This is a genomic window from Streptomyces sp. NBC_00525 (genome assembly GCF_036346595.1).
In the GTDB taxonomy this organism is placed as follows: domain Bacteria; phylum Actinomycetota; class Actinomycetes; order Streptomycetales; family Streptomycetaceae; genus Streptomyces.
Genome location: NZ_CP107834.1, coordinates 2,210,773 through 2,234,569 on the forward strand (window position 1 = coordinate 2,210,773; position 23,797 = coordinate 2,234,569).

Genomic DNA, 23,797 nt, shown 5'->3' on the forward strand with positions numbered 1-23,797 from the left:
CGTGCCTCCCTCAGCGCAACGCGTCCGCGACCTCACGGGCGGCGTCCACCACACGGGGGCCGACGCGCTCCGGCACGGAGTCCGCCAGCATGACCACGCCGACGCTCCCCTCCACCCCGGTCACACCCATCAGCGCCGCCGCCGCACCGCTCGCACCCGCCTCCAGCTCCCCGTGGGTGAGCGTGAACGCGGTCTCGGCCACCGGCCGCTGGCGGGCGGCCAGGATCGCGCGCCCGGCGGCGCCCCGGTCCAGCGGATGGCGGAAGCCCGCCCGGTAGGCGACGTGGTAGTCGGTCCAGGTCGGCTCCACCACCGCGACCGCCAGCGCGTCCGAGCCGTCGACCAGCGTGAGGTGGGCGGTGGCCCCGATGTCCTCGGCCAGCGAGCGCAGCGCCGGCAGCGCCGCTTCCCGGACCAGCGGATGCACCTGGCGGCCCAGGCGCAGCACGCCGAGGCCGACCCGTGCCCGGCCGCCCAAGTCGCGGCGTATCAGGGTGTGTTGTTCGAGCGTGGCGAGCAGACGGTAGACCACGGTGCGGTTGACGCCGAGTTTGTTGGACAACTCGGTGACCGTGAGGCCGTGGTCGGTGTCGGCGAGCAGCTTGAGGACACGCAGTCCTCTGTCGAGCGTCTGGGAGGTTTCCGCGGTCACGACGCCCTCTCCTCCGTGGGTGAGCGGCGGCGGCTGTCCCGTGGGAAGTGCGCCACCGGTCCCGGAGGCGACGCACGGAGAGGCCGCCGGCCTGGCCAAGGCACCGGCTGCGCTCCGCGGCGGCATTGCCACGGGGCGTTCACTTTTTTTGGACAGTAGCGAGCGAGTCCGCTCAGCGGAAGACCTCGTCCAGAATCCGGGCGCCCGCGCGAGCCCGGTTGTGCGGCACGAGCATAAGCGCCGGTCAGCGGCGCGCGGGCGGCGGGTCGCCCATCTACGCGCGTCCATGTCGGTCGACGTCGTCGCGACGCTCCGTAGACGGGATGTGAACCGCGGTTAACTCACCGTGAAAATTTTTCTGGCGATTTCCGGGCTGCCCCGGATGCGCGGAGGCCCCGGAACCCTCGCGAGGAAGGTTCCGGGGCCATGGCGGTGCGCGGTACGCGGTACGCGGCAGGCGGGGGCCGTCAGGGGCCGTCACCTCATGCGGGTGGCCCACTCCTGGACCTTCTTGATGCGCTGCTCGATCTGCCCGGCGGTGGCCTCCGCGCTCGGCGGCCCGCCGCAGACCCGGCGCAGCTCGGTGTGGATGACGCCGTGCGGCTTGCCGCTCTGGTGGGTGTAGGCCGACACCATGGTGTTGAGCTGCTTGCGCAGCCCGAGGAGCTGCTTGTGCGTGACGACCGGCCGGTCCTGGGCGGGCTTCTCCAGCAGGTCGGCCTCGGCTGCGGGCTTCTGCCTGCTGTGCGCGATCTGCCGGGTCTGCCGCTTCTGGAGGAGCAGCTGCACCTGGTCGGGTTCGAGGAGGCCGGGGATGCCGAGGTAGTCCTGCTCCTCCTCGCTGCCGGGGTGGGCCTGCATGCCGAACTCGGCGCCGTCGTACAGCACCCGGTCGAAGACGGCGTCGGACTCCAGCGCCTCGAAGGGCAGCTGCTCCTCGGTCTCCTCGTCCTCCAGCCGCTCGGCGTCGGCGAGGAGCTTGTCCTCCTCGGCGAACGGGTTCTCCTCGTCGCTGCCCCTCTTCGGCTTGTCGAGCACGTGGTCCCGCTCGACCTCCATCTCGTTGGCGAACTCCAGGAGCATCGGGATGGTGGGGACGAACACGGACGCGGTCTCGCCGCGCCTGCGGGAGCGGACGAAGCGGCCGACGGCCTGGGCGAAGAAGAGCGGGGTCGAGATGGTGGTGGCGTACACCCCGACCGCGAGGCGCGGCACGTCCACGCCCTCGGAGACCATGCGGACCGCGACCATCCAGCGCGAGTCGTCCTGGCTGAACTTGTCGATCTTCTTGGACGCGGCCTTCTCGTCGGACAGGACGACGGTGGGGGTCTCGCCGGTGACCTTCTTGAGGATCTTGGCGTACGCGCGTGCCGACTCCTGGTCCGTGGCGATGACGAGCCCGCCGGCGTCCGGGATGCCCTTGCGGACCTCGGTGAGCCGCTTGTCGGCGGCGCTCAGCACATTGGGAATCCACTCGCCGGTGGGCGCCAGGGCGGTGCGCCACGCCTGCCCGATGGCGTCCTTGGTCATGGGCTCGCCGAGCCGGGCCTCGATCTCGTCGCCGGCCTTGGTGCGCCAGCGCATGTTGCCGCTGTAGCTGAGGAATATCACCGGGCGCACGACGCCGTCGGCCAGGGCGTTGCCGTAGCCGTAGGTGTAGTCGGCGGAGGAGCGCCGGATGCCGTCGTCGCCCTCCTCGTACACGACGAACGGGATGGGGTTGGTGTCCGAGCGGAACGGGGTGCCGGTGAGGGCGAGCCGGCGGGTGGCCGGGTCGAACGCCTCCTGGCACGCCTCGCCCCAGGACTTGGAGTCCCCGGCGTGGTGGATCTCGTCGAGGATGACGAGCGTCTTGCGCTGCTCGCACCGGTTGCGGTGCAGCATCGGGCGGACGCCGACGCCCGCGTAGGTGACGGCTACCCCGTGGTACTCCTTGCTCAGCGGACCGGCGCTGTAGTCGGGGTCGAGCTTGATCCCTATCCGGGCGGCCGCCTCGGCCCACTGCTTCTTCAGATGCTCGGTGGGTGCGACGACGGTGATCTGCTGCACGACGTGGTGGTGCAGCAGCCAGGAGGCGAGGGTCAGCGCGAAGGTGGTCTTCCCCGCGCCGGGGGTGGCGACGGCGAGGAAGTCGCGCGGCTGCTCCTGGATGTACTTCTCCATGGCGCCCTGCTGCCAGGCTCGCAGCTTGCCGGCCGTGCCCCAGGGGGCGCGGCCGGGGAAGGCGGGTGAGAGGTGGTGGGAGGCGGTAGTAGTCACGGTCTCCGGTTCGGGTCTCTCGGGTACGTGGGCGCTGTCCGCGCGGGCCGGACCGGCTGCACGCGATACGACAACCGGGCCACCCTACCGGGGTCCCGGCCCCGCCCGGCGGCGATCCGCCCCGCCCGGCGCGGAAGTGCGACCGCTCTCACACGGGGGCGCTCACCAGGTCGCGCAGTCCGTCGGCGATGGCCTGCAACTCGTCCACCTCGCCCGTCGCGACCGCGATGACCAGGCGTTCCGCCGCGTCGATGTCCGGCCGGAGGCCGACCCCGTTCATGACGAGGAAGGTCACGCAGGACAGCCAGGCGGTCCGCTTGTTCCCGTCGAAGAACGGGCGGTTGACCGACAGGGACTGAAGCAGCGCGGCCGCCTTCTCCAGGACGTCCGGGTACGCCTCCTGGCCGAACATGGCGGCCGAGGGCCGGTGGACCGCCGACTCCAGGAGACCGCCGTCGCGGAGCACGATCCGCATGTCAGGACAGGCGTGCTCGGCGATGACGAGAACGTCCTCGGAGCTCAGGTAGACACAGCTCACTTGAGCCGCTCCATGAGCTCGCTCCACTTGGCCGCCTGCTCCTGCGCCGTGCGGCGGACGATCGCCTGCTGAGCCGTACGGGCCAGATAGTCGTCCACGGCCCTGAGCACTATGGCGTGCATGCTGGCGCCCTCCTGCTCGGCACGCTGCTTGAGGGCTTCCGTCTGGTCGTCGCGGAGACGCAGGTTCATGGCCATACCAAAACGGTACCACCGGGTGGGGTCAATCTGGTACCACTCAGCGCTCCCGTACCCGTGCCGCCACCCACGCGCCCGCCAGGGCGACCGCCGCCATCGGGAAGAAGACCACCGCGAAGGCGGCCGGGTGGGAGTTGGTGGCGGCGGCTTCGTGGGCGGCGTCCATCGTGCCGCCGCCCAGGGCGGCGAACGCGGCTCCGCCGGCGGCCAGCAGGAGCACGTTGGAGAGGCCGTCGGAGATCTGGAGGGCGGCGGAGTTGGCGCCCGCCTCCTCGGGGGCGGAGAGCTTCAGCAGGAGCACGCTGGTGGAGGCGATCACCAGGCCCATGCCGAAGCAGCCGAACGCCCAGGCCACCGCCACCGTCCACACCGGCACGGAGTCGATCAGCACCGCCGGGGCGGCCGCGATGGAGAGCGCGACCAGGATCATCGCGCCGACCATCAGGCGCCCCCGGTACGGCTCCACGCGGGGCCGGGACTGTACGAAGGAGCCCAGCGCCCACGTACCGCCGCCTGCCGCCAGCGAGAGACCCGCCAGCGTCGGCGAGAGCCCGCGCTGGGTGACCAGCATCAGCGGGACGAAGGACTCGGCGGCGATGAAGGAACCGGCGGCCACCCCGCGCAGCAGCACCACCGCCGGCAGCCCGCGCGCGGCGCGCCAGGTGCCGTGCGGCAGCAGGCCCCGGATAGCCGGTACGAGCAGCGCGGCCCCGGCCACCGCAGGCAGCAGGGACAGCCAGTCCAGCTCCTGGCCGGCGTACTGGAGCAGCCCGGCCCCCAGCGAGATCGCCAGCGCGAGCGCGATGCGCCGCCGGTCGAACCCCGCCGCGGCCACCGCCGGGTCCGCGGGCCCGGATGCCTTGCGCCGGATCTCCGGCAGCGCCAGCGCGAGCGGGAAGACCACCAGGACCGGGATGCCGATGAACACCCACCGCCAGCCCAGGTGCTCGGTCACGCTGCCGGCGGCCAGCGGTCCGACGACGGAGGGGATGACCCAGCTCGCGGCGAACGCGGCCATGATCGCCGGCCGCAGCCGCTCCGGATAGGCCCGCCCGATCACCACGTACAGCGCGACGATGACCAGCCCGCCGCCGAGCCCCTGCACGGCGCGCCCCGCGATGAACAGCCACATCGTGCCCGCGGTCCCGGACAGCAGCAGCCCCGCCCCGAAGGCGCTGATCCCGGCGGCCAGCGGCGCCAGCGGGCCGCGCCGGTCCGCCCACTGCCCGGACAGCACCATGGCGAAGAGGCTGGTGGTGAAGTACGCCGAGAACGCGAACGCGTACAGCGGGATGCCGTGCAGTTCCCGCGCGGCGACCGGCATCGCGGTGCCCACGGCCGTCGCCTCGAAGGCGATCAGGAAGACCACGGACACGATGCCGATGCTGAGCGCCCGGTACGTCCGCCCGAGGACCCCCTCCGGCGGTGCGGGCTTCGCGACGCCGGGGGCGTCGGGGTCTTCGATGAGGCGCGGGACATCGGCGTCCCGCGGTTCCAGGGCGGTCATGAGCCAAGAGTAAGGGGCGAAATGCGAGGTGAACCCTGTCGATGGTCCCGGCCGTCCTACGCTCCTGGTCCTACGTCCCGCGCCGAACGTGAACGGCGTATGGCAGTCGCGTTGCACGCCGGACCGAACCCTTGAGCGCCCGCGCGGCCGGGCCTACGTTCAGTTGTGCGACACCACGCAGGACCGTGTGCCCGAGAGGCTCAGGGGCTCGACTGCAACTCGAGTTACACCGGTTCGAATCCGGTCACGGTCTCCGAATGGCGAACCGCCCGCACCCTCGCCGAGGGGCGGGCGGTTCGGCGTTCCGGGTCACCGCGGTGCGCCGGTGGCCGACCAGTAGGGCGAGTGTTCGTGGGGAATCCGCTCCGGCTCTTCCGGCCCTCCGGGCTGACCTGGCGTCCCTGCCGGATAAGTCATCGCGGAGTCTTGCGCACACCCGAATCCGGCTTGGATGAAAATATTTCCGACATGGCCGATATTAAGAATCATGGCCAGTCCGTCGGCAGACGTGGCTCGCATCTGCGGCATCCTCTTGGCGGAGCCGGGATCGACCTCGAAGTCCCCGGCTCCCTGCTTTTCCCACTGCCACTGCACCATCTTCAGAAACTCGTCACGCCGCTGCTCGGGGACCACAGTGAGAATGTTCCTGCTGCGCATAATGGTCGTCGTTCCGGTGGGCTCATTGAGGCCGGTGCTGCACGGCGACTCCATCGTCGCCCCCCGCACCCATTTCACCGGCGGCTGAATCGCCGCCATGGTGTTGTCGAGGATCTCCTCCGCCCGCTCCCCTGCCTGCTGCATGTCCATCTTGGACTCCTCCCTTTCCTTGCCGCCCCCACATGCGGTGAGCGCCGTGGCCAGAAGCACACACCCGAGCAGCCGCACCGGCCACCTCACGAGGCGGTGGCGGACCAGTAAGCGGAGTGTTCGTGAGGAATCCGCTCCACCTTTTTCGGCCCTCCAGGCCGGAAGGGCGTCCCCTTCGGATAGGTCATCTCGGAGTCCCGTACGCATCCGAAACCAGCATCGACAATGACATTTCCGATACTGCCGACGCCCAGGATCACGGTGAGTCCGTCAGCAGCCGTGGCCCGGATCTGCGGCATCCTCTCGTCGTGGTGGATGTCGAAGTCCCCGAAACCTTGACTCTCCAAGTACCGCTGGACCATCGCCAGCAGTTCACTGCGCCGGTGCGCGGATACCACAGTGAGGATGTTCCTGCCACGCATAACGGTCGTCGTCCCGGTCGGCTCGTTGAGCCCCGTACTGCACGGCGATTCCGATGTCGAGCCACGGACCCATTTCACCGGCGGCTGAATCGCCGCCATCACGCCATCGAGGGTTTCCTCGGCGCGCTGCCCCGCCTGCTGCATGTCCATCTTGGGCTCCTCCTGATCCTTCCCAACCTGGCAGGCGGTGAGGAACGCGGCCAGAAGCACACAGCCCAGCCTCCACACTAAACCCCTCACACTCATCACCTCGGTGCCGTGGTGATGATCGCTTCACCATGACCGGCCACGACGCTCGCGATGTTGTACAGAGAGCTGCCTCCGTCCTTCGGGTCGAAATAGATCGAGTGCGCTGGGGTGTTTCCGGTCACCAGCCCCCACATTCCAGTGTCCTCACCGGCGGCGACGCTGAAGTGGTGCCCTCCAAAGTGGTCGTCCGCCGGATCGGTGCCGAACCAATTGTGCTTTTCGCCCCCGTACTCCCTTCCCGGAGGTGTTGCCGTCAGATAGGTGACCTGATCGTTCTCCGCCGCACCGACGTAGACGTGGTCGGCGCCCACGCCGAGGTGCGCGGCCCGGTCGACGCCGGCACCCGGGCTGCCCACCAGGACCACGTCGTCGGCGGGAATTCCGCCGGGCAGCTGGGTGGCCTGGCCGACGGTCAGCGACCCGTACGAGTGGCCGATGGCTGTCACATGCGGCGCCCCGGATTCGTGCGTGGCATGGATACCGTTCAGGAAACTGTTGTAGGCCGGAGCACCGGCCTTGGCGTCTCCTTCACCCATGACATCGGTGGACGACCAGGTGAAGCCGTCCAGTTGGGGCGCGTCATAGCCCAGCCAGACGATAGAGGCGGTGGTGGTATCCGGGTACCTATCGTTCGCCATGTCCGCCACGTTCCAGGCGCGCTCCACGTCCGACGAGGCGAAGTGCCCGCTCAGTTTCGTGTTCAGTCCCGGCACGTAGGCGGACACGTTCTGCGACGTGTCCGGGTTGCCGAAGGACACGATGGCGCGGCCGTTGCCCTCGTCGCCCAGGCCCAACAGATACAGGGGGTACTCCCGTTCCACGCCGAGCTGCTGCTGGATCCCCTTCACCCCCTCGATCTTGTCCTTGAGCGCCGCCGCCTCGTCCCCCGAGGCCGCCGCGTACCGGGTCTCCAGGCTGTCCAGCAGGGTCGGCAGGTACAGGCGGTTGGCGTGGTCGCGGTCGGCCGCCGGGATGCCGTCGCGGTTGCCGAGCAGCTGCGGGTAGTCCTCGATCAGCTCGGTGCGGAGCGCCGGTGAGAGCGAGGCCCACCAGGACTGGACGGCGTCGGCCGGGGCCTTGGCATCTGGCATGCCGAGCCGGGTCAGCAGTTCGTTGTCGGCCCCGCTCGCCGTAGCCAGTTCCAGCAGACGGGCCGACCAGTCGCCCTTGGCGCACCGGTTGGCCGCGTCGGTGAAGATCTTGATGCTCGCCGCGTACTCCTTGTCCGCCGCCTGCGCCCCGCGCCACGCCTCGGCGATCCGGTCGGCGTACTCCTGGGCGCGGGCCGCCTGGTCCCGGTGCATCATCCCGACGTCGCCCGGCGCCATGTGGGCGGTGTCGATGGTCGGAGCGGTGACCGAGCCGTCGTCGGCGACCTTGTAGCCGGCGCCCGACGCGTCGTCGAGGGCGGTCCTGAGCCGGACCTGCTGGAGGGCCAGTTCCTCACCGCAGGCACGTAACACGGTGCCGACGCCCGCCAGTTCCTCCTTGGCGATGTTCATGTACCAGCGAATCCGGCCGAGCCGTTCGGCGGCGGTCTCGGCGGTGAGTCCGCCCCACACCTTCTCCTCGACGAGAGGGCGGTGCAGGTAGGTGCCGAATTCGCCGGCCCGGGTGACGACCTTCTCCGCCAGCGCGTTCCAGGCGTCACCTGCGTCGGTCAGCAGGAAGGGCTCGGCGTCGCGGAGTTCCGGCAGGCGCATCTCAGTGCCCGCCGTTCACAGCGGGTGGGGAGTAGTACATGTCCGGTGGACTCATGCCCGGCGCGTACGGGCCGAGGAACGCGTCCCGGCGCTGCCGGTCGTCCTGGGCGAAGGCGTTGTTCGAGTCGCGGACCGCTTCTCCGGCGCCCCCCACCAGGTCCGCCAGCGCGCGCAGTGCCTTCGTCCACGCGTCCAGGCACTCGTCCAGCGCGTGCGCGGAGTCGAATCCCGTGAGCCCGGCCACTGCCGCGTCCGTCGGTTCGAATAGGCTCTTGGTGTCGCCGGGTATGTCCTCGGCGACCTTGCCGGCGGCGGCTGCCGCCTTCCCCACCTGGTGCGGGTCGATCCAGAGCCCTTGTGTGCCGCCGTCGATCGGCGTGGTCATGCTTCCCCCCTCGGCCGCAGATGCGCCACACGCTAACGCCCGGTGGGGTGGGGGGACTTGAGTACGCGTACTCAAGTCCCCCCACCCCACCGGGCGTTACGGGGAGGCCCCGCGGTCAGCCCTGCGAGGTGACGACCGCGGCCTGGGGGCGGATCGGGAGGCGGTTGACCGGGCGGCCCGTCGCCGCGCGGACCGCCGACGCCACGGCGGCCGGGGAGGTCACGACCGGCACCGCCGACGCGGGCTTCGCGCCGAACGGCGCCACCACGTCCCGCTCCTCGATCAGCTTCACGATGCGGATCTCCGGCGCGTCCAGCGTCGTCGGCAGCGCGTAGCCGGTCAGGTCCGGGTGGCGGACGAGGCCGCGGGCGGTGCGCAGGTTCTCGGTGAGGGCGGCGCCGATGCCCTGGGTGACGCCCGCCTCGATACGGGTCGCCAGCTGGGCCGGGTTGAGGACCCGGCCGACGTCCTGGGCGACCGCCATCTCGACCACGCGTACCGAGCCCAGCTCGATGTCCACGTCCACCACGGCGCGGATCGCGCAGAAGGCCATGCCCACGAAGGCGTCGCCCTGCCCGGACTCGTCGAGCGGCTCGGTGGGGTGCGGGCGGCACTGCGCGGTGGCCCACAGCTCCTTGCCGTCCAGCGCCTCCGACACCGTCGTGGAGAGCACCCCGTCGTACGAGGTGATCTTGCCGTCGGCGATCTGGAGCAGCTCCGTGGACATGCCGAACTTGTGGGCCAGCGGCTGGAGGAGCTGGGTGCGGACCATCTTGGCGGCGCGTTCGACGGCGCCGGCCGAGACCCAGGTGTGGCGGCCGTGGGTGGCCGCGCCGGCCGGTGGCTGGTCGGTGTCCACGGCGGCGACGTGCACCTCCTCGACGCCCAGGGTCTCCTGGACCACCTGGCGGGCCAGCGTGGAGAAGCCCTGGCCCGTCTCGACGGCCGCGCAGATGACCGTGGCGACCGAGTCGTGGACCCGGACCGTGGCCGTGGACACCTCGTCGGCGCCCTCCGCGCCGAGCATGTGGACCATGCCCAGCGCGTATCCGACGCCGCGCCGCACCGCGCCCGGCTCCCCCGCGCCCTCCGGCCCGCCCGGCAGCAGCCAGTCGTCCTCCGGGGCGTCCTTGGGCAGCGCGGGCAGCGGGAAGTCCCGTACGGCGGTGAGCAGTTCGGCGACCGGGGCGGGGCAGGTCACCGTCTGGCCGGTGGGCAGGATGTCCCCGGTGGCCAGGACGTTGCGCATGCGCAGATCGGCCGGGTCGACGCCCAGCTTGGCCGCCAGCTTGTCCATCTGGCCCTCGTAGGCCGCGCACACCTGCATCGCGCCCTCGCCCCGGACATGGCCGGACGGCGGGTTGTTCGTCCGTACCGCCCAGCCCTCGATGAAGGCGTGCGGGACGACGTACGGGCCGCAGGCGAAGGCCACCGCGGCGGCCAGCGACTCCGAGGAGTCGTCCGCGTACGCCCCGGCGTCCAGCAGGATCTGCGCCTCCACCTTGACCAGCCGGCCCTCGGCGTCCGCGTGGTGGCGGTAGCGCAGCAGCGTGGGGTGGCGGTGGGCGTGGCCGAGGAAGGACTCCTCGCGGGTGGCGGCGAGCTTCACCGGGCAGCCGGTGCGCAGGGCCAGCAGCCCCAGCGGCAGCTGGAAGCCGGGGTCCTCGCGGTCGCCGGTGGCGCCGGGCACGCCGGTGACGACGACCTTGACCCGCTCGGGTTCCAGGCCGAAGCAGGCGGCGGCCAGGTCGCGGTCGGTGTGCGGGTCCGTGGAGGCGGTGTACAGCTCGACCCCGCCGTCCGGCCGGGGCACGGCGAGGCCGGCCTCGGCGCCGATCGGGGCCGGGTCCTGGCGGCCGATGCGGTACAGCCCCTCCACGACGACCTCGCCGGTGGCCTCCGGGTCGCCGTAGCGCAGCGGGATGTGGCGTACGAGGTTGCCGTCGGGGTGCAGCGGCTCGGCCGCGAACGCCTTCTCCGGGTCGGTGACGGCCTCCAGCACCTCGTACTCGACGGCGATGGCGGCGGCGGCCAGCCGGGCCGTGTCCGGGTGGTCGGCGGCGACGGCCGCGATCGGCTCGCCGTGGTGGCGGACCAGGTCGGCGGCGAACACCGGCCGGTCCACGACCTTGCGGCCGTACAGTGCCTCGCCCGGCACGTCCTCATGGGTGACGACCGCCCGTACGCCGGGCATCGCGGCGGCCGCCGAGGTGTCGATGGACAGGATGCGGGCGTGCGCGTGCGGGGAGCGCAGGACGGCCGCCCAGAGCAGACCCTCGGCCCACAGGTCGGCGGCGTACGGGAAGGTGCCCTCGGTCTTGGCGCGGGTGTCCGCGGCCGGCAGCGAGGCGCCGATGCCCAGCCGGGGCCGCTCGGCCTCCGCCGCGCCGGGACCGGCCGGCGACGGAATGGTGATCGTCGTGGGGGTGGCGCCCGCCGCGTCGTTGCTCACGCCATGCCTCCGTCCTGCTGGTGGACCGCCTGATGGGGAATGCGGGCCTCTTCGTGCTCCGCCGCCGCGGCCTCGGCGGCGGCCTCGCGGCCCGCGATGACCTCGTTGACCGCCTCCAGGACGCCCCGGTAGCCGGAGCAGCGGCAGAGGTTGCCGCAGAGCGCCCGGCGGGTCTCCAGCTCGCTGGGGCGGTGGTTGCCCTCCAGGAGGTCGTGCACGGTCATCGCCATGCCGGGGATGCAGAAGCCGCACTGGACGGCGCCCCGGTCGGCGAGCGCCCGCTGCACGTCGGAGGGCTCCCCGTCGACGGCCAGGCCCTCGACCGTGCGGACCTCGCTGCCGGCGGTGGTGGCGGCGGGGACCAGGCAGGACGCGACGAGCCGCCCGTCCACCTGGACGTTGCACGCCCCGCACTCGCCCTGCGAGCAGCCGTCCTTGGCCCCGGCGAGCCCGAGGCGCTCGCGCAGCACGTAGAGCAGCGACTCGCCGATCCAGGCGTCCGCGACGGGCCGGTCCGCGCCGTTGACGTGCAGCACGTAGGAGACGGCGGGATGCTCGGTGGCGCCGGGCAGGACGGGGCCGGGGGCGGCCGTTCCGGGGTCCGGCGCGGGGCCGGCCGTGCCGGCGTCGTCCGCGGCTTCCGGTTCCGCCGCTTCCGCGCCGAGGGCGTCGGTGCCGGGGGCTTCGGTGCCGGGGGCTTCGGTGCCGGGGGCCGGGGTAGGGGCCGGGTCCGCTTCGGCCGGGACGGGGGCGGGCTCCTCGTGGGCCGCTTCCGCGTCGGGCGCCTGTTCGTGGACCGGGTCCGGGTGGGGCTGCTCGTCGGGACCGGGCGCCGCCTCCGCCTCGGGAGCGCTCTCGGCGTGGGGCTCCTGGGCCGGGACCGCCCACGGGGCCGGGGCGCCGCCCGGCAGGGTGGCCGGGCGGTCGGCGTACCAGTCGGCGGCCGGCGGGGCCGTGTACAGCTCGCCGGAGTCGTCGGAGAGGCCGGTCTCCGCGGTGGGCCAGGCCGTCGAGATGTCCTGGCCGGCCGTGCTCGCGTCGGCCGGGTACGGCTCCTGGTAGCCGTAGCCGGTCTGCTGGTTGGGGTCCGGCCAGTGCACCGCGTCCGGGGCGGACGGCTCGGGCTGCGGGGCGGCGGGCTGGACGGGCGGCTGGACGGCCCAGTTGCCGGTGGCCGCCGGGTCCAGACCGGCCGCCGGGGTCAGCGGCAGGATCATCGGCGGGACGTAGCCGTGACCGGGCGCGGCCAGCGGAATGTCCGCCAGGTCCTCCGGCGGCAGCTGGACGAAGGCCGTCGCGTCGCCGTCGTAGTCGCCCTGCGGGGTCGGCTGCCAGCCGCCCGGCTGCTCGGCGGGGTTCTCCTTGCTCACGACAGTGCCCTCCCCAGCGCGCGTCGGGCCAGTGCGGCGACGGTGCGCCGCAGATGCAGTACGGCGGGGGGCAGCGGTGGTGCCTGGCCCCCGTCGGCGGGTGGTTCCTGGTCCGGGATGCAGGCGGCGGCGACGTACTCGCCGAAGGCGGCCAGCGCGTCCGGCGCGAGGCCGCGCGCCCCGTCCCAGTCGATCAGCGAGGCGATCCAGCGCTCGGCCTCCAGCGGGCGCAGCGGCATCGGCGCGATGGCGCCGACCGCGCAGCGCACTCCGCGCCTGGCCGGGTCGAGGACGATCGCGACGGAGGCGGTGGCGCGGCCGGGCCCGGTGCGCCCGGTGGCCTTGAGGAAGACCTGCGGGGCGTGCAGCAGCGGTACGCGAACGAAGCCGATCAGCTCGGCGGGCTCCAGCATCTCGCGGCCGGCCAGCAGATGGGAGACGGGGATCTCGCGGCGGGCGCCGCCGGGGCCCGCGATGACGAGTTCGGCCTCCAGCGCGGCGAGCACCGGCAGCGCGTCCCCGGTGGGGGCGGCGGTCGCGATGTTGCCGCCGAGCGTGCCGGCGTTGCGGATCTGCGGGGGGCCCGCCGCGCGGGCGGCGGCGGCGAGCGCGGGGATGAGGGCCGCGAAGTCGGGCCGCCCCATGCGCGCGTGGGTCAGGCCGGCGCCCAGCAGGGCGTGTCCGTCCTGGTAGTGCCAGCCGCGCAGTTCGCTGATCCGGCCGAGCCCGACGAGGCCGGAGGGGCGCAGGAGCCCCTTGTTGACGGCCGACATCAGGTCCGTGCCGCCTGCCACGGGGACGGCGGCCGGCATGGCGCCGAGTGCCGCCACCGCCTCGTCCAGCGAGGCAGGCAGCGTCACGGACTGCGTCGCCTGCGGTGCGTGCGTGGTCAACCCAGCTGCCCCTTCCCGGTGTCCCGGCGCTCCCGCCTGTTTCGCCGTACGGTACGTGCTCGAAGCCCGGACGTGGCAACTCTGGCACATCTTCGGACCGGCCCGACGCGCAGGTCCGCGAAGGGAGTGTCCGCCCGACGTCAGGGTAATGGTCCCGGTTTGGCGCCTGTTCGGCCCCGAGGACCCTTTATCGGCGTTCTGTGGGCCCGTACGGCTTTCGCCCCTGCGGGGGACGCCCCGGAAACACCGCCGCCACCGCGGTCGCGGGGACCGTGGTGGCGGCGGTACGGGCCGGTGCCCGGGTCACACGTTCGGGGGTGTTCCCTCGATCGGGCGTCCGAGGATGCCGGGGCGCTTCTGCCAGGGCAGCGGTCCGGACGGCGGCCGGTAGCCGACGCCGAGCGCGTCGAGCCGGGCGTAGTGGGCGGTCATGCGCCGCTCGAAGCCGGCGAAGTCCCGTTCGTCCGGGGCGGGCAGGGCGGACCAGGCGACCTCGGCGAAGGCGGCGAGGCGGGGGAAGACCTGGTAGTCGACGCGGGCCCGGTTCTGCATGACCTCGGACCAGACGTTGGCCTGGGTGCCGAGGACGTGCCGGGCCGCCTCCTCGCTCAGGGCGGGCGGCACGGGCTCGAAGCGGTAGACGTCCTCCAGGGTGCGGATGTAGCCGATGGGCATCGGCTCGTCGGGGCCGCCGTGCTGGCGGTGGTCCAGGTAGACCTGCTGCTCGGGGCACATGACGACGTCGTGTCCGGCCTCGGCGGCCGCGATGCCGCCCCCGTAGCCGCGCCAGGAGGAGACGGCGGCGCCGGGGGCGAGGCCGCCCTCCAGGATCTCGTCCCAGCCGATGAGGCGGCGGCCGCGCGCGGTGAGCCAGGTGTCGAAGTGGCGGATGAACCAGGACTGGAGTTCGTCCTCGTCGGCCAGGCCCAGTTCCTTGATGCGGGCCTGGGCGGTGGGCGACTGCTTCCACTGGTCCTTGGGGCACTCGTCGCCGCCGATGTGGACGAACGGCGAGATCTCGGCCGGGAAGAGTTCGAGGAGTTCCTCGAAGACGCCCTCGTAGAACCGCAGGACGTGGTCGGTGGGGGCCAGGACGTTCGGGGTGACGCCCCAGTCGTCCCAGACGCCGAGCGCGGAGGTGTCCACGACGTCGGTGTTGCCCAGCTCCGGGTAGGCGCTGATGGCGGCCTGGGAGTGGCCGGGGATGTCGATCTCGGGGACGACCCGGATGTGCCGGGCGGCGGCGTAGGCGACGATCTCGCGGATGTCGTCCTGGGTGTAGTAGCCGCCGTGCGGCATGTCGTCCCACAGCTCGGACGCGCGGTGGCCGAACTTGGTGCGCGGGCGCCAGGCGCCGACCTCGGTGAGGCGGGGGTGGCGCTTGATCTCGACGCGCCAGCCCTGGTCGTCGCTGAGGTGGAAGTGGAAGACGTTCAGCTTGTGGGCGGCGAGCAGGTCGAGGTAGCGCAGGACGTCGTCCTTGGGCATGAAGTGGCGTGCCACGTCGAGCATCAGTCCGCGCCAGCCGAAGCGGGGCGCGTCCTCGATGTCGGTGGCGCCGAAGCCGCGCGTCCGCGCGTCGCCGACGGGCGCCCGGCGGAACGCCTCGGGGCCCAGCAGCTGGCGCAGGGTCTGGGCGCCCCAGAACACCCCGGCGGGGCTGCCGCCGGTGATGTCGACGCCCTCGTCGGGCCGGGTGGTGAGCCGGTAGCCCTCGGGGTCCAGGGAGTCGTCCAGGCGCAGTGCGATGGCGCGCGGGGCGTCCTCGGGGCCGGGGGCGAGGGGCAGGCCGAAGGCGGCGCCCAGGGTGGCGCGCAGCCAGCGTTCGGTGCCGGCGGTGCCGGGGGCCGCCACGATGGTGGTGGACGGATCGAGGACGAATCCACCGCGTCCCCGGTCGTCGGCGCGCAGGGGCGCCGGGATCAGTTCCATGTCCATGATGTCAGTCCTTAACCGCTCCGCCGAGTCCGGAGACCAGGCGTCGCTGTACGAGTACGAAGAAGACCAGCACGGGCACGGTCATCACCGTCGAGGCTGCCATGATCCCGCCCCAGTCGTTCTCATCGGGTTTGAAGAAGACCAGCAGCGCCATCGGAAGCGTCGACTGGGAGGTGTCGCTGATGATGAACGACTTCGCGAAGAGGAAGTCGTTCCAGGTGGAGATGAACGAGAAGACGCTGGTCGCCACGAGGCCGGGGAGGACCAGCGGGAAGAGGATCTGCCACAGGAAGCGGGTGCGGCTCGCCCCGTCGAGGTACGCGGCCTCCTCCAGGGACTCCGGCACGGCCCGTACGAAGCCGCGCAGCATCCAGATGGCGAACGGCAGCGAGAACGCCAGGTGCGGCAGGATCAGCGAGCCGAGGGTGTTGAGCTGGCCGAAGTCGCGCATCAGGAAGAACAGCGGGATCGTCAGCGCCTCGACCGGCACCATCTGGGCGATCAGGAACATGATCAGCAGCGTGGTGCGGAAGCGGAACCGGAACCGGGTGACCGCCGTGGCCGCCAGGAACGCGACGAGCGCGGACAGCACGACGACCGTGCCGGCGACGAGCAGGCTGTTGAGGAAGTAGCGGCCGAACTCCTGCTGCTGGAAGACCCGCCGGAAGGAGTCCAGGGACGGCGACAGGGTCCAGGGCCTGGGGTTCGTGGACTGGATCTCGCCCGCCGGTTTGAGGGCGGAGAGCACCATCCAGTACAGCGGGAAGGCGACGGCGGCGGCGATGAGCAGCGCGGCGGCCTCGGCGGCGAGCCGGCCGGGTCTGCGGATCGGGAAGCGGGCGGGCCGGTTCACAGTTCCTCCCCCTGGCGGCGCACGAGGCGCAGGTAGACGAGTGTGACGGCGAGCAGGATGAGCAGCATCACGATGCCGATCGCCGAGCCGAGGCTGTACTGCGAGGAGGCGAACGCCTTCTGGTAGGCGTACACGTTGAGCACGAGGTTCTGCCCGGCGATGCCGCCGCCGTTGGTCATGACGTAGATCTGGGTGAACACCTTGAAGTCCCAGATGACCGACTGGATGGTGACGACGGTGAGGATCGGCCGCAGGATCGGGGCCATGACGGAGCGCCAGACCCGCCACTGGGACGCGCCGTCCAGCGCGGCGGCCTCCAGCACCTCGGTGGGGATGGCGCGGATGCCCGCGTACACGGTGACCATCACGAACGGGAACGAGCACCACAGGACTTCGAGGAGCACCAGGGCGAAGGCGCTGTAGCGCCCGTACGTCCACGAGTGGTCGCCGAGCCCGAGCACCCGGTTGACGGGTCCGAAGTCGGCGTCGAAGAGGAAGACCCAGACGGTGGAGCCGGTGATGGCGGGGGTGGCCCAGGCGCCGAGCGCGGCCAGCATGAGGGCGAGCCGGGGCACGGCCCGTATCCGGGTCAGCAGGACGGCGAGGGCGCAGCCGGTGAGCAGGGTGGACAGGACGCAGGCGGCGGCGAGGACCACGGTGGCGAGGAGGACCTGCCAGAACTGGCTGTCGCCGAAGAGGGTGCGGTAGTTGCCGAGCCCCTGGAAGGTGGCCGGTTCGCCGCCGCTGACCTGGGCCTGGGTGTACTCCAGGAAGGAGATCAGGCCGAGTTGGTAGATCGGGTAGACCAGCAGCCCGCCGAGCAGGACGAGCGCGGGCAGGAGGTAGAGCCAGGGGGTCCAGCCCGGCCGCCGGGCCGGGGAGGCGGAGCGGCCGCGCGGGCCGCGTGCGCGGCGGCCCGGCGCGGGTGTGGGGGGCGCTTTGTACGCCGTGCTGTTCGCGGTCATGGTCAGCCCGCGTCGGCGAACGCGGCGTCCATCTTCTTCGCGGCGTCGTCGGCCGCGTCGGCCACGTCCTTACGGCCGCTGACGATCTCCTGGAACATGGTGGGCAGGACCAGCGAGGAGTCGATCCGGCCCCAGGCCGGCGACGCGGGGACGAACTTGGCTCCGGCGCCGAGTGTCCTGACGAAGGGCTCGACGAACGGCTCGCGCTTCGCGGCCGCGTCGCGTACGTCGGTGTAGGTGGGCAGGAAGCCCATCGCGTCGAACATCCGGGCCTGGGACGCCTTGCCGGTCAGCCGCTTCATCAGGTCGACCGCGAGGGTGCGGTGCTTGCTGCTCTTCAGCATCCCGATGTTGTTGCCGCCCGCGAAGGCGGGGGCGACGGACCCCTCGGCGACGCCGGGCAGCGGGACGACGGCGTACTTGCCCTTGACGCTGCCGGCCTCGACGGCGCTGTGGCTGAAGTCGCCGCCGATGGCCATGGCGGCCTTGCCGGAGGCGAAGGCGGTGACGGTGGCGTTGCCGCCCATGGCGGCGCACTTGGCGGGCGGGCAGTTGGTGTCGCCGAACAGCGAGGTGTACGCCTCGATGCCCTTGCGGGCCTCGGCGCTGTTGATGGCGGCCTTGTACGAGGAGCCGTCCTGCTGGGCGAGTTCGCCGCCGTGGGCCCAGATGAACGGCATGGCGCCGTAGGTGTAGGCGCCGCCGACGGCGAGCCCGTACAGGTCCGGCTTCTTCTTGTGGATCTTCCGGGCGGTGGAGATGAGTTCGGCCTGGGACTTGGGCGGCTGGATGCCCAGGTCCGCGAAGATGTCGGTGCGGTAGTAGAGCGCGCGCACGCCGACGAAGAGCGGGGCCCCGTAGACCTTGCCGCCGACCGTCACGGACTGCTTGGCGGCCGGGTCGGTGTCCTTGGCGTCGGCCCAGGCGCCGAACTCGGTGGTGATGTCGGCGAGTCCGCCGTCCTTGACGTAGCCGGCGGTGTCGGTGTTGCCGTACTCGATGAGGTCGGGGGCGCTCGCGGGGTCGTTGAACGCGGCCTTGACGCGCTCGGCGCGGGTCTCGACCGGGATGTACTCGATCTCGACCTTCGTGTCGTCGTGGGCCTTCTCGAAGGCGGCGACCGCGGTGTCGACGACCTTCTCCTTGGGCTTGTTGCCGACCTCCTGGAACAGCCAGACCCGCAGTGTGCCGGTCTTCTCGTCCCCCTTGGCGCCGGTGTCGGAGGTCTGCGGCGCGCAGGCGGTGGCCGTGAGGCCGGCCAGGACGAGGGCCGCGGCCGGAGCCGCGATTCGGGCAGAAAACTTCATCCGGGAACCCCTACCGGTAGGCGTTGCAACATACGCAACGCTCGTTTCGTTCTGCACAACAGGCAGGACACTAGGTGGGGACCAGAACGACGACAAGTGGTCTGCACCACTCTGTGACCCGGCGGAGCACCCCGCGCAACGCGTATCCGCCCCGTCACGCGAAAAACCCCCGGAGCACGCGAACGCGTGCTCCGGGGGTCTCCCCGCGAGCCGTCAGGTGGGGGCCGTACCGGCCGCTACTTCTTGTCCTTGCCGCCCTTGCCCTTGTCGCCGCCGGCGCCCATGGACTCGTAGATCTCCTTGCACATCGGGCAGACCGGGTACTTCTTGGGGTCGCGCCCCGGTACCCAGACCTTGCCGCACAGTGCCACCACGGGAGTGCCCTCCAGGGCGCTCGCCATGATCTTGTCCTTCTGGACGTAATGGGCGTAGCGCTCGTGGTCGCCGTCGCCGTTCGACACCTGCGGCGTCGGCTCCACGAGGGTTCCGGTACCTGCCCCGCGCTCGGGCTCAAGAGTGCTCATAACCGCCAAGCGTACTGAAAGACGGGACATCAGTTCAGCGAAGGGTCGTCCGGATACGTGGCGATCATGGCCAATTCGCTGCGCTGCCGGCGCAGGACCGCACGCCACAGCCCTTCCGGGCGCGGCGACGACACGTCCCCGGGCTCCGACTCCACCACGTACCACGCGCCCTCGGACAGCTCGCGCTCCAGCTGTCCGGGGCCCCAGCCCGCGTACCCCGCGAAGATCCGCAGCGAGCCCACCGCGGCCGCCAGCAGCTCCGGCGGCGCCTCCAGGTCCACCAGGCCGATCGCCCCGTACACCCGGCGCCACCCCAGGGGCCCGTCGCCGCCCGGGATCACGGCGACCCCGAGGGCGGAGTCCAGCGAGACGGGCCCGCCCTGGAAGACGACCTCGGGCTCGCCGGTGAGCCCGGCCCAGCCCGCCAGGATGTCCACGACGCCCACCGGCGTGGGCCGGTTGAGGACGACGCCCAGGGAGCCCTCCTCGTCGTGGTCGAGGAGGAGCACGACCGCACGGTCGAAGTTCGGGTCAGCCAGGGCGGGCGCGGCCACGAGCAGCCGCCCTGTGAGCGAGGACACCTCGGTCATGGCAGAAATGATCCCGCATCTTCGGCCGCCGCGTGGGCCAAGTGAGCCGGTCGTCGCGCTCGGTGCCCGAGCGCAGCTCAGGGCGCACGGATGCATGAGGAGCGCATGCCCGGATCACACATCCGGACGGTGACCCTCCGCAAGCCCCGTTCAGCGGAGCGTACCGGGGGCGGATTCATGGCGATCGCGCACTGTCCGCACCCTTACGGAAGGGGGGTGCGGGGCCATTACCCTTTCGTTTGACCCTCTGCCCGACCACTCCGGAACGCGAGATTCATGACCGGCACAGACGATGTCCTGCTTGTCCACGGCGGAACCCCGCTGGAGGGCGAGATCCGCGTCCGAGGCGCCAAGAACCTGGTGCCCAAGGCGATGGTCGCCGCGCTGTTGGGCAGTGGGCCCAGCCGGCTGCGCAATGTGCCCGACATCCGCGACGTGCGGGTGGTGCGGGGGCTGCTCCAGCTGCACGGCGTGACGGTCCGCCCCGGCGACGAGCCCGGCGAGCTGATCCTCGACCCCACGCACGTCGAGAGCGCCAACGTCGCCGACATCGATGCCCACGCCGGTTCCTCGCGCATCCCGATCCTGTTCTGCGGGCCGCTGCTGCACCGCCTGGGCCACGCCTTCATCCCCGGCCTCGGCGGCTGCGACATCGGCGGCCGGCCGATCGACTTCCACTTCGACGTGCTGCGCCGGTTCGGCGCGACGATCGAGAAGCGGGCGGACGGGCAGTACCTGGAGGCCCCGCAGCGGCTGCGCGGCACCAAGATCCGGCTGCCGTACCCCTCGGTGGGCTCCACCGAGCAGGTGCTGCTGACGGCGGTGCTCGCCGAGGGCGTCACGGAGCTGTCCAACGCGGCCGTGGAGCCGGAGATCGAGGACCTGATCTGCGTCCTGCAGAAAATGGGCGCGATCATCTCGATGGACACCGACCGCACCATCCGGATCACCGGGGTGGACCGCCTCGACGGCTATACGCACCGGGCCCTGCCGGACCGCCTGGAGGCCGCCTCCTGGGCGTCCGCCGCGCTGGCCACCGAGGGCAACATCTACGTCCGGGGCGCCCAGCAGCGCTCGATGATGACGTTCCTGAACACCTTCCGCAAGGTCGGCGGCGCCTTCGAGATCGACGACGAGGGCATCCGCTTCTGGCACCCGGGCGGCGCGCTGAACGCCATCGCGCTGGAGACCGACGTGCACCCCGGCTTCCAGACGGACTGGCAGCAGCCCCTGGTGGTCGCGCTGACGCAGGCCGCCGGCCTCTCCATCGTCCACGAGACGGTGTACGAGTCCCGGCTCGGCTTCACCTCCGCGCTCAACCAGATGGGCGCGCACATCCAGCTGTACCGCGAGTGCCTGGGCGGCTCGGACTGCCGCTTCGGCCAGCGCAACTTCCTGCACTCCGCGGTCGTCTCGGGCCCCACGAAGCTCCAGGGCGCGGATCTGGTCATCCCGGACCTGCGCGGCGGGTTCTCGTACCTGATCGCCGCCCTCGCGGCCCAGGGCACCTCGCGGGTGCACGGCATCGACCTGATCAACCGGGGCTACGAGAACTTCATGGACAAGCTGGAGAAGCTGGGCGCCAAGGTGGAGCTGCCGGGCGGCTCACTGGTCTGAGGCGGGACCGCCGGGGCCTCGGGGGCCCGGGCGGGCGCCGCACACGCCGAAGGGCGGCCACCCTGGTCGGGGTGGCCGCCCTCCGTCGTGCCCAGGGGTCTTACTTGCCCTTGGCGGCTTCCTTGAGCTTCGAGCCCGCGGAGACCTTCACGCTGTAGCCGGCCGGGATGTTGATCGGGTCGCCGGTCTGCGGGTTACGAGCGGTGCGAGCGGCACGGTGGGTGCGCTCGAAGGTCAGGAAACCGGGGATGGTGACCTTCTCGTCGCCCTTGGCGACGATCTCGCCGACGGTCTCGGCGAGAGCGGCCAGCACGGCGTCGGCGTCCTTGCGGGTCACCTCGGCGCGGTCGGCCAGGGCGGCCACCAGCTCACTGCGGTTCATGTTGTTACTCCCGTGTTCTTCTTGCCTGTGAGGCGGAGATCGAAGCCGATGCTGCCAGGACCCTCGGACAGTCCCCGTACTCGGGTCCGTCCTTGAGAGGGTCCGGGTAGACCTCGCGCCCTGTGGGGTCTCCCCTGGACGTAGTCCTCGGGGAAGCATCCTGCCCCCACCTGCGGCGGGAAAGCCAATCCGGCACCCTCCGGAAGCCGTGCGAAAAGCACCACTGCCTCGTCGTGGTGACGTCCCGTCGGCTTCCCCGAAGCGGTCCGCAGCGCTGCGGGGCTCCGCAGGTCGCGTCGCCCGCCCACCCTAAAGGGGCGTTTGGGGCGCCGCGACCCGCGACGCGCCGTACGTCAGACGGACGTGGGCGCCGTCACAGCGGCCCCCGCGGCCCGTGCGGCGTCCCGGACGGCTCCGGCGACCGCGCCGGCGACCTTGTCGTTGAAGACCGACGGAATGATGTAGTTCGCGTTGATCTCGTCCGCGGCGACCACATCGGCCAGGGCGCGGGCGGCGGCGAGCATCATCTCCGTGTTGACGGTCCGGGACTGGGCGTCGAGCAGACCGCGGAAGACGCCGGGGAAGACCAGCACGTTGTTGATCTGGTTCGGGAAGTCCGAGCGGCCGGTGGCCACGACCGCGGCGGTGCGGCGGGCGATGGCCGGGTCCACCTCGGGGTCCGGATTCGCGAGCGCGAACACGATCGAGCCCTCCGCCATGGCCGCCACGTCGTCCCCGTCCAGCACGTTGGGGGCGGAGACGCCGATGAAGACGTCCGCGCCGACCACGGCCTGCTTGAGGGTGCCGGTGACGTTCTCCGGGTTGGTGTTCTCCGCGATCCAGCACAGCGGCGAGTCCGGGTCGGCCGAACGCAGGTCCTCGCGGCCGGAGTGCACGACGCCGTGGATGTCGGCGACCACGGCGTGCTTGACGCCGGCGGCGATGAGGAGCTTGAGGATGGCCGTACCGGCGGCCCCGGCCCCGGACATGACGACCCGTACGTCCCCGATCGCCTTGCCCACCACGCGCAGCGCGTTGGTCAGCGAGGCCAGCACGACGATGGCCGTGCCGTGCTGGTCGTCGTGGAAGACGGGGATGTCCAGGGCCTCGCGCAGCCGGGCCTCGATCTCGAAGCAGCGCGGCGCGGAGATGTCCTCCAGATTGATCCCCGCGAAGCCGGGCGCGATGGCCTTGACGATCTCCACGATGGCGTCGGTGTCCTGGGTGTCCAGGCAGATCGGCCAGGCGTCGATGCCGGCGAAGCGCTTGAAGAGGGCCGCCTTGCCCTCCATGACCGGCAGCGCGGCCTTCGGGCCGATGTTGCCGAGGCCCAGCACGGCGGAGCCGTCCGTCACGACTGCGACGGAGTTGCGCTTGATGGTGAGGCGGCGGGCGTCCTCGGGGTTCTCGGCGATCGCCATGCACACGCGGGCCACACCGGGGGTGTAGATCATCGAGAGGTCGTCACGGTTGCGGATGGGGTGCTTGGACGCCATCTCGATCTTGCCGCCGAGGTGCATGAGGAACGTACGGTCGGAGACCTTGCCGAGCACGACGCCCTCGATGGAGCGCAGCCCTTTGACGATCTCGTCGGCGTGCGCGGTGGAGGAGGCGGCGATCGTGACGTCGATCCGCAGCTTCTCGTGGCCGGATGCGGTCACGTCGAGGCCGGTGACCGAACCGCCGGAGGACTCCACGGCCGTGGTGAGCTGGGAGACCGCGGTGCCGCTCGCGGGCACCTCCAGCCTGACCGTCATCGAGTACGAGACGCTGGGCGCCGTTGCCATGGCCGAGTCCTTCGCTTTCCTTAGCTTCATTGCTATGCGCGTCCGAAGCCCGAGCAGGCCCGGCAGCGGACACGCCTTCCGATATTCGCACCTACCGACGAGTATTCGTTAATGACTGTCGCAGCGCGGAAACATTTTTCCACCATACGAGAATGAGTGCGGGCTGCGGAACCCCCGCGCCGGTCCGGGAAAGGCGAGAGGCCCGCGCCACCGGAAGGTGACGCGGGCCTCTGCTTCAGTTGACGACACCGACCCGCCATGCTCGCCTCGCGGCAAGTGGTCGCTCGAAGCGACTAAGGTTGGGCCCGGGGGCTTGGATCGGGCCGGTGCCGGTATCCAGGCTAACAAACCACCTGGAAAAGTGACTCCCGGAACGCGGGTTGACTCCGTGGCCCCCGGT

At 71.5% G+C, this 23,797-nt stretch carries 21 protein-coding genes and 1 tRNA gene; 2 read left to right on the plus strand and 20 right to left on the minus strand.

All coding sequences use genetic code 11. The features are described from left to right. Window positions 1-10: 10 nt before the first annotated feature. The 5 genes from OG710_RS09805 to OG710_RS09825 all read right to left on the minus strand — a co-directional run bounded on the left by OG710_RS09805 (window position 11) and on the right by OG710_RS09825 (window position 5,153). Window positions 11-652, minus strand: a complete 642-nt coding sequence (locus OG710_RS09805) for an IclR family transcriptional regulator (protein WP_111331062.1) — start codon at window positions 650-652, stop codon at window positions 11-13. Window positions 653-1,129: 477 nt separating this feature from the next. Beyond that, window positions 1,130-2,911: a DEAD/DEAH box helicase gene (locus tag OG710_RS09810; protein WP_330238976.1), complete on the minus strand. Its 1,782-nt coding sequence runs from the start codon at window positions 2,909-2,911 to the stop codon at window positions 1,130-1,132. A gap of 148 nt (window positions 2,912-3,059) precedes the next feature. Then, window positions 3,060-3,449: a type II toxin-antitoxin system death-on-curing family toxin gene (locus OG710_RS09815; RefSeq protein ID WP_330238977.1), complete on the minus strand. Its 390-nt coding sequence runs from the start codon at window positions 3,447-3,449 to the stop codon at window positions 3,060-3,062. After that, entirely contained in the window at window positions 3,446-3,646 is a 201-nt protein-coding gene (locus OG710_RS09820; RefSeq protein ID WP_239225159.1) for a ribbon-helix-helix protein, CopG family, read from the minus strand. The genes OG710_RS09815 and OG710_RS09820 overlap by 4 nt, the downstream gene beginning before the upstream one ends. Before the next feature lie 40 nt (window positions 3,647-3,686). Next, a complete protein-coding gene (locus OG710_RS09825; protein ID WP_330238978.1) occupies window positions 3,687-5,153 on the minus strand; it encodes an MFS transporter in 1,467 nt (488 codons plus the stop codon). 181 nt (window positions 5,154-5,334) lie between these two features. On the opposite strand from OG710_RS09825, the gene OG710_RS09830 reads away from it, so the two are divergent. Beyond that, window positions 5,335-5,406, plus strand: a tRNA-Cys gene (locus OG710_RS09830). Between the two features lie 56 nt (window positions 5,407-5,462). Here OG710_RS09830 and OG710_RS09835 read toward each other — a convergent pair. From OG710_RS09835 to OG710_RS09895, 13 genes are all read right to left on the minus strand, one after another. Continuing rightward, on the minus strand, window positions 5,463-5,960 hold the full coding sequence (locus OG710_RS09835) for a hypothetical protein (RefSeq protein ID WP_330238979.1): 498 nt from the start codon (window positions 5,958-5,960) through the stop codon (window positions 5,463-5,465). Between the two features lie 86 nt (window positions 5,961-6,046). Beyond that, window positions 6,047-6,532 (minus strand): hypothetical protein, encoded by a 486-nt coding sequence (locus OG710_RS09840; protein ID WP_330238980.1) that lies wholly within the window; start codon window positions 6,530-6,532, stop codon window positions 6,047-6,049. Between the two features lie 95 nt (window positions 6,533-6,627). Beyond that, the gene (locus OG710_RS09845) at window positions 6,628-8,334 is read right to left on the minus strand and encodes an alpha/beta hydrolase (RefSeq protein ID WP_330238981.1); all 1,707 of its coding nucleotides are present in this window, start codon (window positions 8,332-8,334) and stop codon (window positions 6,628-6,630) included. A gap of 1 nt (window position 8,335) precedes the next feature. Next, window positions 8,336-8,719, minus strand: coding sequence for a hypothetical protein (locus tag OG710_RS09850; protein ID WP_330238982.1), 384 nt, complete (start codon window positions 8,717-8,719; stop codon window positions 8,336-8,338). A 115-nt stretch (window positions 8,720-8,834) separates the two neighbouring features. Further along, window positions 8,835-11,171, minus strand: a complete 2,337-nt coding sequence (locus OG710_RS09855) for a xanthine dehydrogenase family protein molybdopterin-binding subunit (RefSeq protein ID WP_330238983.1) — start codon at window positions 11,169-11,171, stop codon at window positions 8,835-8,837. Further along, window positions 11,168-12,541 (minus strand): 2Fe-2S iron-sulfur cluster-binding protein, encoded by a 1,374-nt coding sequence (locus OG710_RS09860; protein WP_330238984.1) that lies wholly within the window; start codon window positions 12,539-12,541, stop codon window positions 11,168-11,170. The genes OG710_RS09855 and OG710_RS09860 overlap by 4 nt, the downstream gene beginning before the upstream one ends. After that, window positions 12,538-13,434: an FAD binding domain-containing protein gene (locus OG710_RS09865; protein WP_111331039.1), complete on the minus strand. Its 897-nt coding sequence runs from the start codon at window positions 13,432-13,434 to the stop codon at window positions 12,538-12,540. Before OG710_RS09865 ends, OG710_RS09860 begins: the two co-directional genes overlap by 4 nt. A gap of 303 nt (window positions 13,435-13,737) precedes the next feature. Continuing rightward, window positions 13,738-15,372, minus strand: coding sequence for a beta-N-acetylhexosaminidase (locus tag OG710_RS09870; protein ID WP_330238985.1), 1,635 nt, complete (start codon window positions 15,370-15,372; stop codon window positions 13,738-13,740). 4 nt (window positions 15,373-15,376) lie between these two features. Beyond that, window positions 15,377-16,225, minus strand: a complete 849-nt coding sequence (locus OG710_RS09875) for a carbohydrate ABC transporter permease (RefSeq protein ID WP_330238986.1) — start codon at window positions 16,223-16,225, stop codon at window positions 15,377-15,379. After that, window positions 16,222-17,190 carry a carbohydrate ABC transporter permease gene (locus tag OG710_RS09880; protein WP_330238987.1) on the minus strand — a complete coding sequence of 323 codons (969 nt, stop codon included), beginning with the start codon at window positions 17,188-17,190 and terminating at the stop codon, window positions 16,222-16,224. Before OG710_RS09880 ends, OG710_RS09875 begins: the two co-directional genes overlap by 4 nt. A 2-nt stretch (window positions 17,191-17,192) precedes the next feature. After that, entirely contained in the window at window positions 17,193-18,497 is a 1,305-nt protein-coding gene (locus tag OG710_RS09885) for an extracellular solute-binding protein (RefSeq protein WP_330238988.1), read from the minus strand. A 236-nt stretch (window positions 18,498-18,733) separates the two neighbouring features. Next, on the minus strand, window positions 18,734-19,021 hold the full coding sequence (locus OG710_RS09890) for a DUF3039 domain-containing protein (protein ID WP_026171211.1): 288 nt from the start codon (window positions 19,019-19,021) through the stop codon (window positions 18,734-18,736). A 29-nt stretch (window positions 19,022-19,050) separates the two neighbouring features. Beyond that, window positions 19,051-19,611 carry a YqgE/AlgH family protein gene (locus OG710_RS09895; protein ID WP_111331026.1) on the minus strand — a complete coding sequence of 187 codons (561 nt, stop codon included), beginning with the start codon at window positions 19,609-19,611 and terminating at the stop codon, window positions 19,051-19,053. A gap of 276 nt (window positions 19,612-19,887) precedes the next feature. Here OG710_RS09895 and murA point away from each other — a divergent pair, with 276 nt between their 5' ends. Next, the gene (gene murA, locus OG710_RS09900; RefSeq protein ID WP_330238989.1) at window positions 19,888-21,228 is read left to right on the plus strand and encodes a UDP-N-acetylglucosamine 1-carboxyvinyltransferase; all 1,341 of its coding nucleotides are present in this window, start codon (window positions 19,888-19,890) and stop codon (window positions 21,226-21,228) included. Window positions 21,229-21,328: 100 nt separating this feature from the next. On the opposite strand, the gene OG710_RS09905 is transcribed toward murA, so the two are convergent. Together OG710_RS09905 and OG710_RS09910 are read right to left on the minus strand one after the other, a co-directional pair. After that, entirely contained in the window at window positions 21,329-21,610 is a 282-nt protein-coding gene (locus tag OG710_RS09905) for an HU family DNA-binding protein (protein WP_003968811.1), read from the minus strand. Window positions 21,611-21,963: 353 nt separating this feature from the next. Then, window positions 21,964-23,397, minus strand: coding sequence for an NAD-dependent malic enzyme (locus OG710_RS09910; protein WP_111331021.1), 1,434 nt, complete (start codon window positions 23,395-23,397; stop codon window positions 21,964-21,966). Window positions 23,398-23,797: the final 400 nt, after the last annotated feature.

Bases quoted from the DNA above. Each gene is read 5' to 3' on its own strand.
- OG710_RS09820 (WP_239225159.1), bottom strand. From the start codon at position 3,646: ATGGCCATGAACCTGCGTCTCCGCGACGACCAGACGGAAGCCCTCAAG.
- OG710_RS09825 (WP_330238978.1), bottom strand. From the start codon at position 5,153: ATGACCGCCCTGGAACCGCGGGACGCCGATGTCCCGCGCCTCATCGAA.
- OG710_RS09835 (WP_330238979.1), bottom strand. From the start codon at position 5,960: ATGGACATGCAGCAGGCAGGGGAGCGGGCGGAGGAGATCCTCGACAAC.
- OG710_RS09840 (WP_330238980.1), bottom strand. From the start codon at position 6,532: ATGGACATGCAGCAGGCGGGGCAGCGCGCCGAGGAAACCCTCGATGGC.
- OG710_RS09845 (WP_330238981.1), bottom strand. From the start codon at position 8,334: ATGCGCCTGCCGGAACTCCGCGACGCCGAGCCCTTCCTGCTGACCGAC.
- OG710_RS09850 (WP_330238982.1), bottom strand. From the start codon at position 8,719: ATGACCACGCCGATCGACGGCGGCACACAAGGGCTCTGGATCGACCCG.
- OG710_RS09870 (WP_330238985.1), bottom strand. From the start codon at position 15,372: ATGGACATGGAACTGATCCCGGCGCCCCTGCGCGCCGACGACCGGGGA.
- OG710_RS09880 (WP_330238987.1), bottom strand. From the start codon at position 17,190: ATGACCGCGAACAGCACGGCGTACAAAGCGCCCCCCACACCCGCGCCG.
- OG710_RS09885 (WP_330238988.1), bottom strand. From the start codon at position 18,497: ATGAAGTTTTCTGCCCGAATCGCGGCTCCGGCCGCGGCCCTCGTCCTG.
- OG710_RS09890 (WP_026171211.1), bottom strand. From the start codon at position 19,021: ATGAGCACTCTTGAGCCCGAGCGCGGGGCAGGTACCGGAACCCTCGTG.
- OG710_RS09895 (WP_111331026.1), bottom strand. From the start codon at position 19,611: ATGACCGAGGTGTCCTCGCTCACAGGGCGGCTGCTCGTGGCCGCGCCC.
- murA (WP_330238989.1), top strand. From the start codon at position 19,888: ATGACCGGCACAGACGATGTCCTGCTTGTCCACGGCGGAACCCCGCTG.
- OG710_RS09905 (WP_003968811.1), bottom strand. From the start codon at position 21,610: ATGAACCGCAGTGAGCTGGTGGCCGCCCTGGCCGACCGCGCCGAGGTG.
- OG710_RS09910 (WP_111331021.1), bottom strand. From the start codon at position 23,397: ATGGCAACGGCGCCCAGCGTCTCGTACTCGATGACGGTCAGGCTGGAG.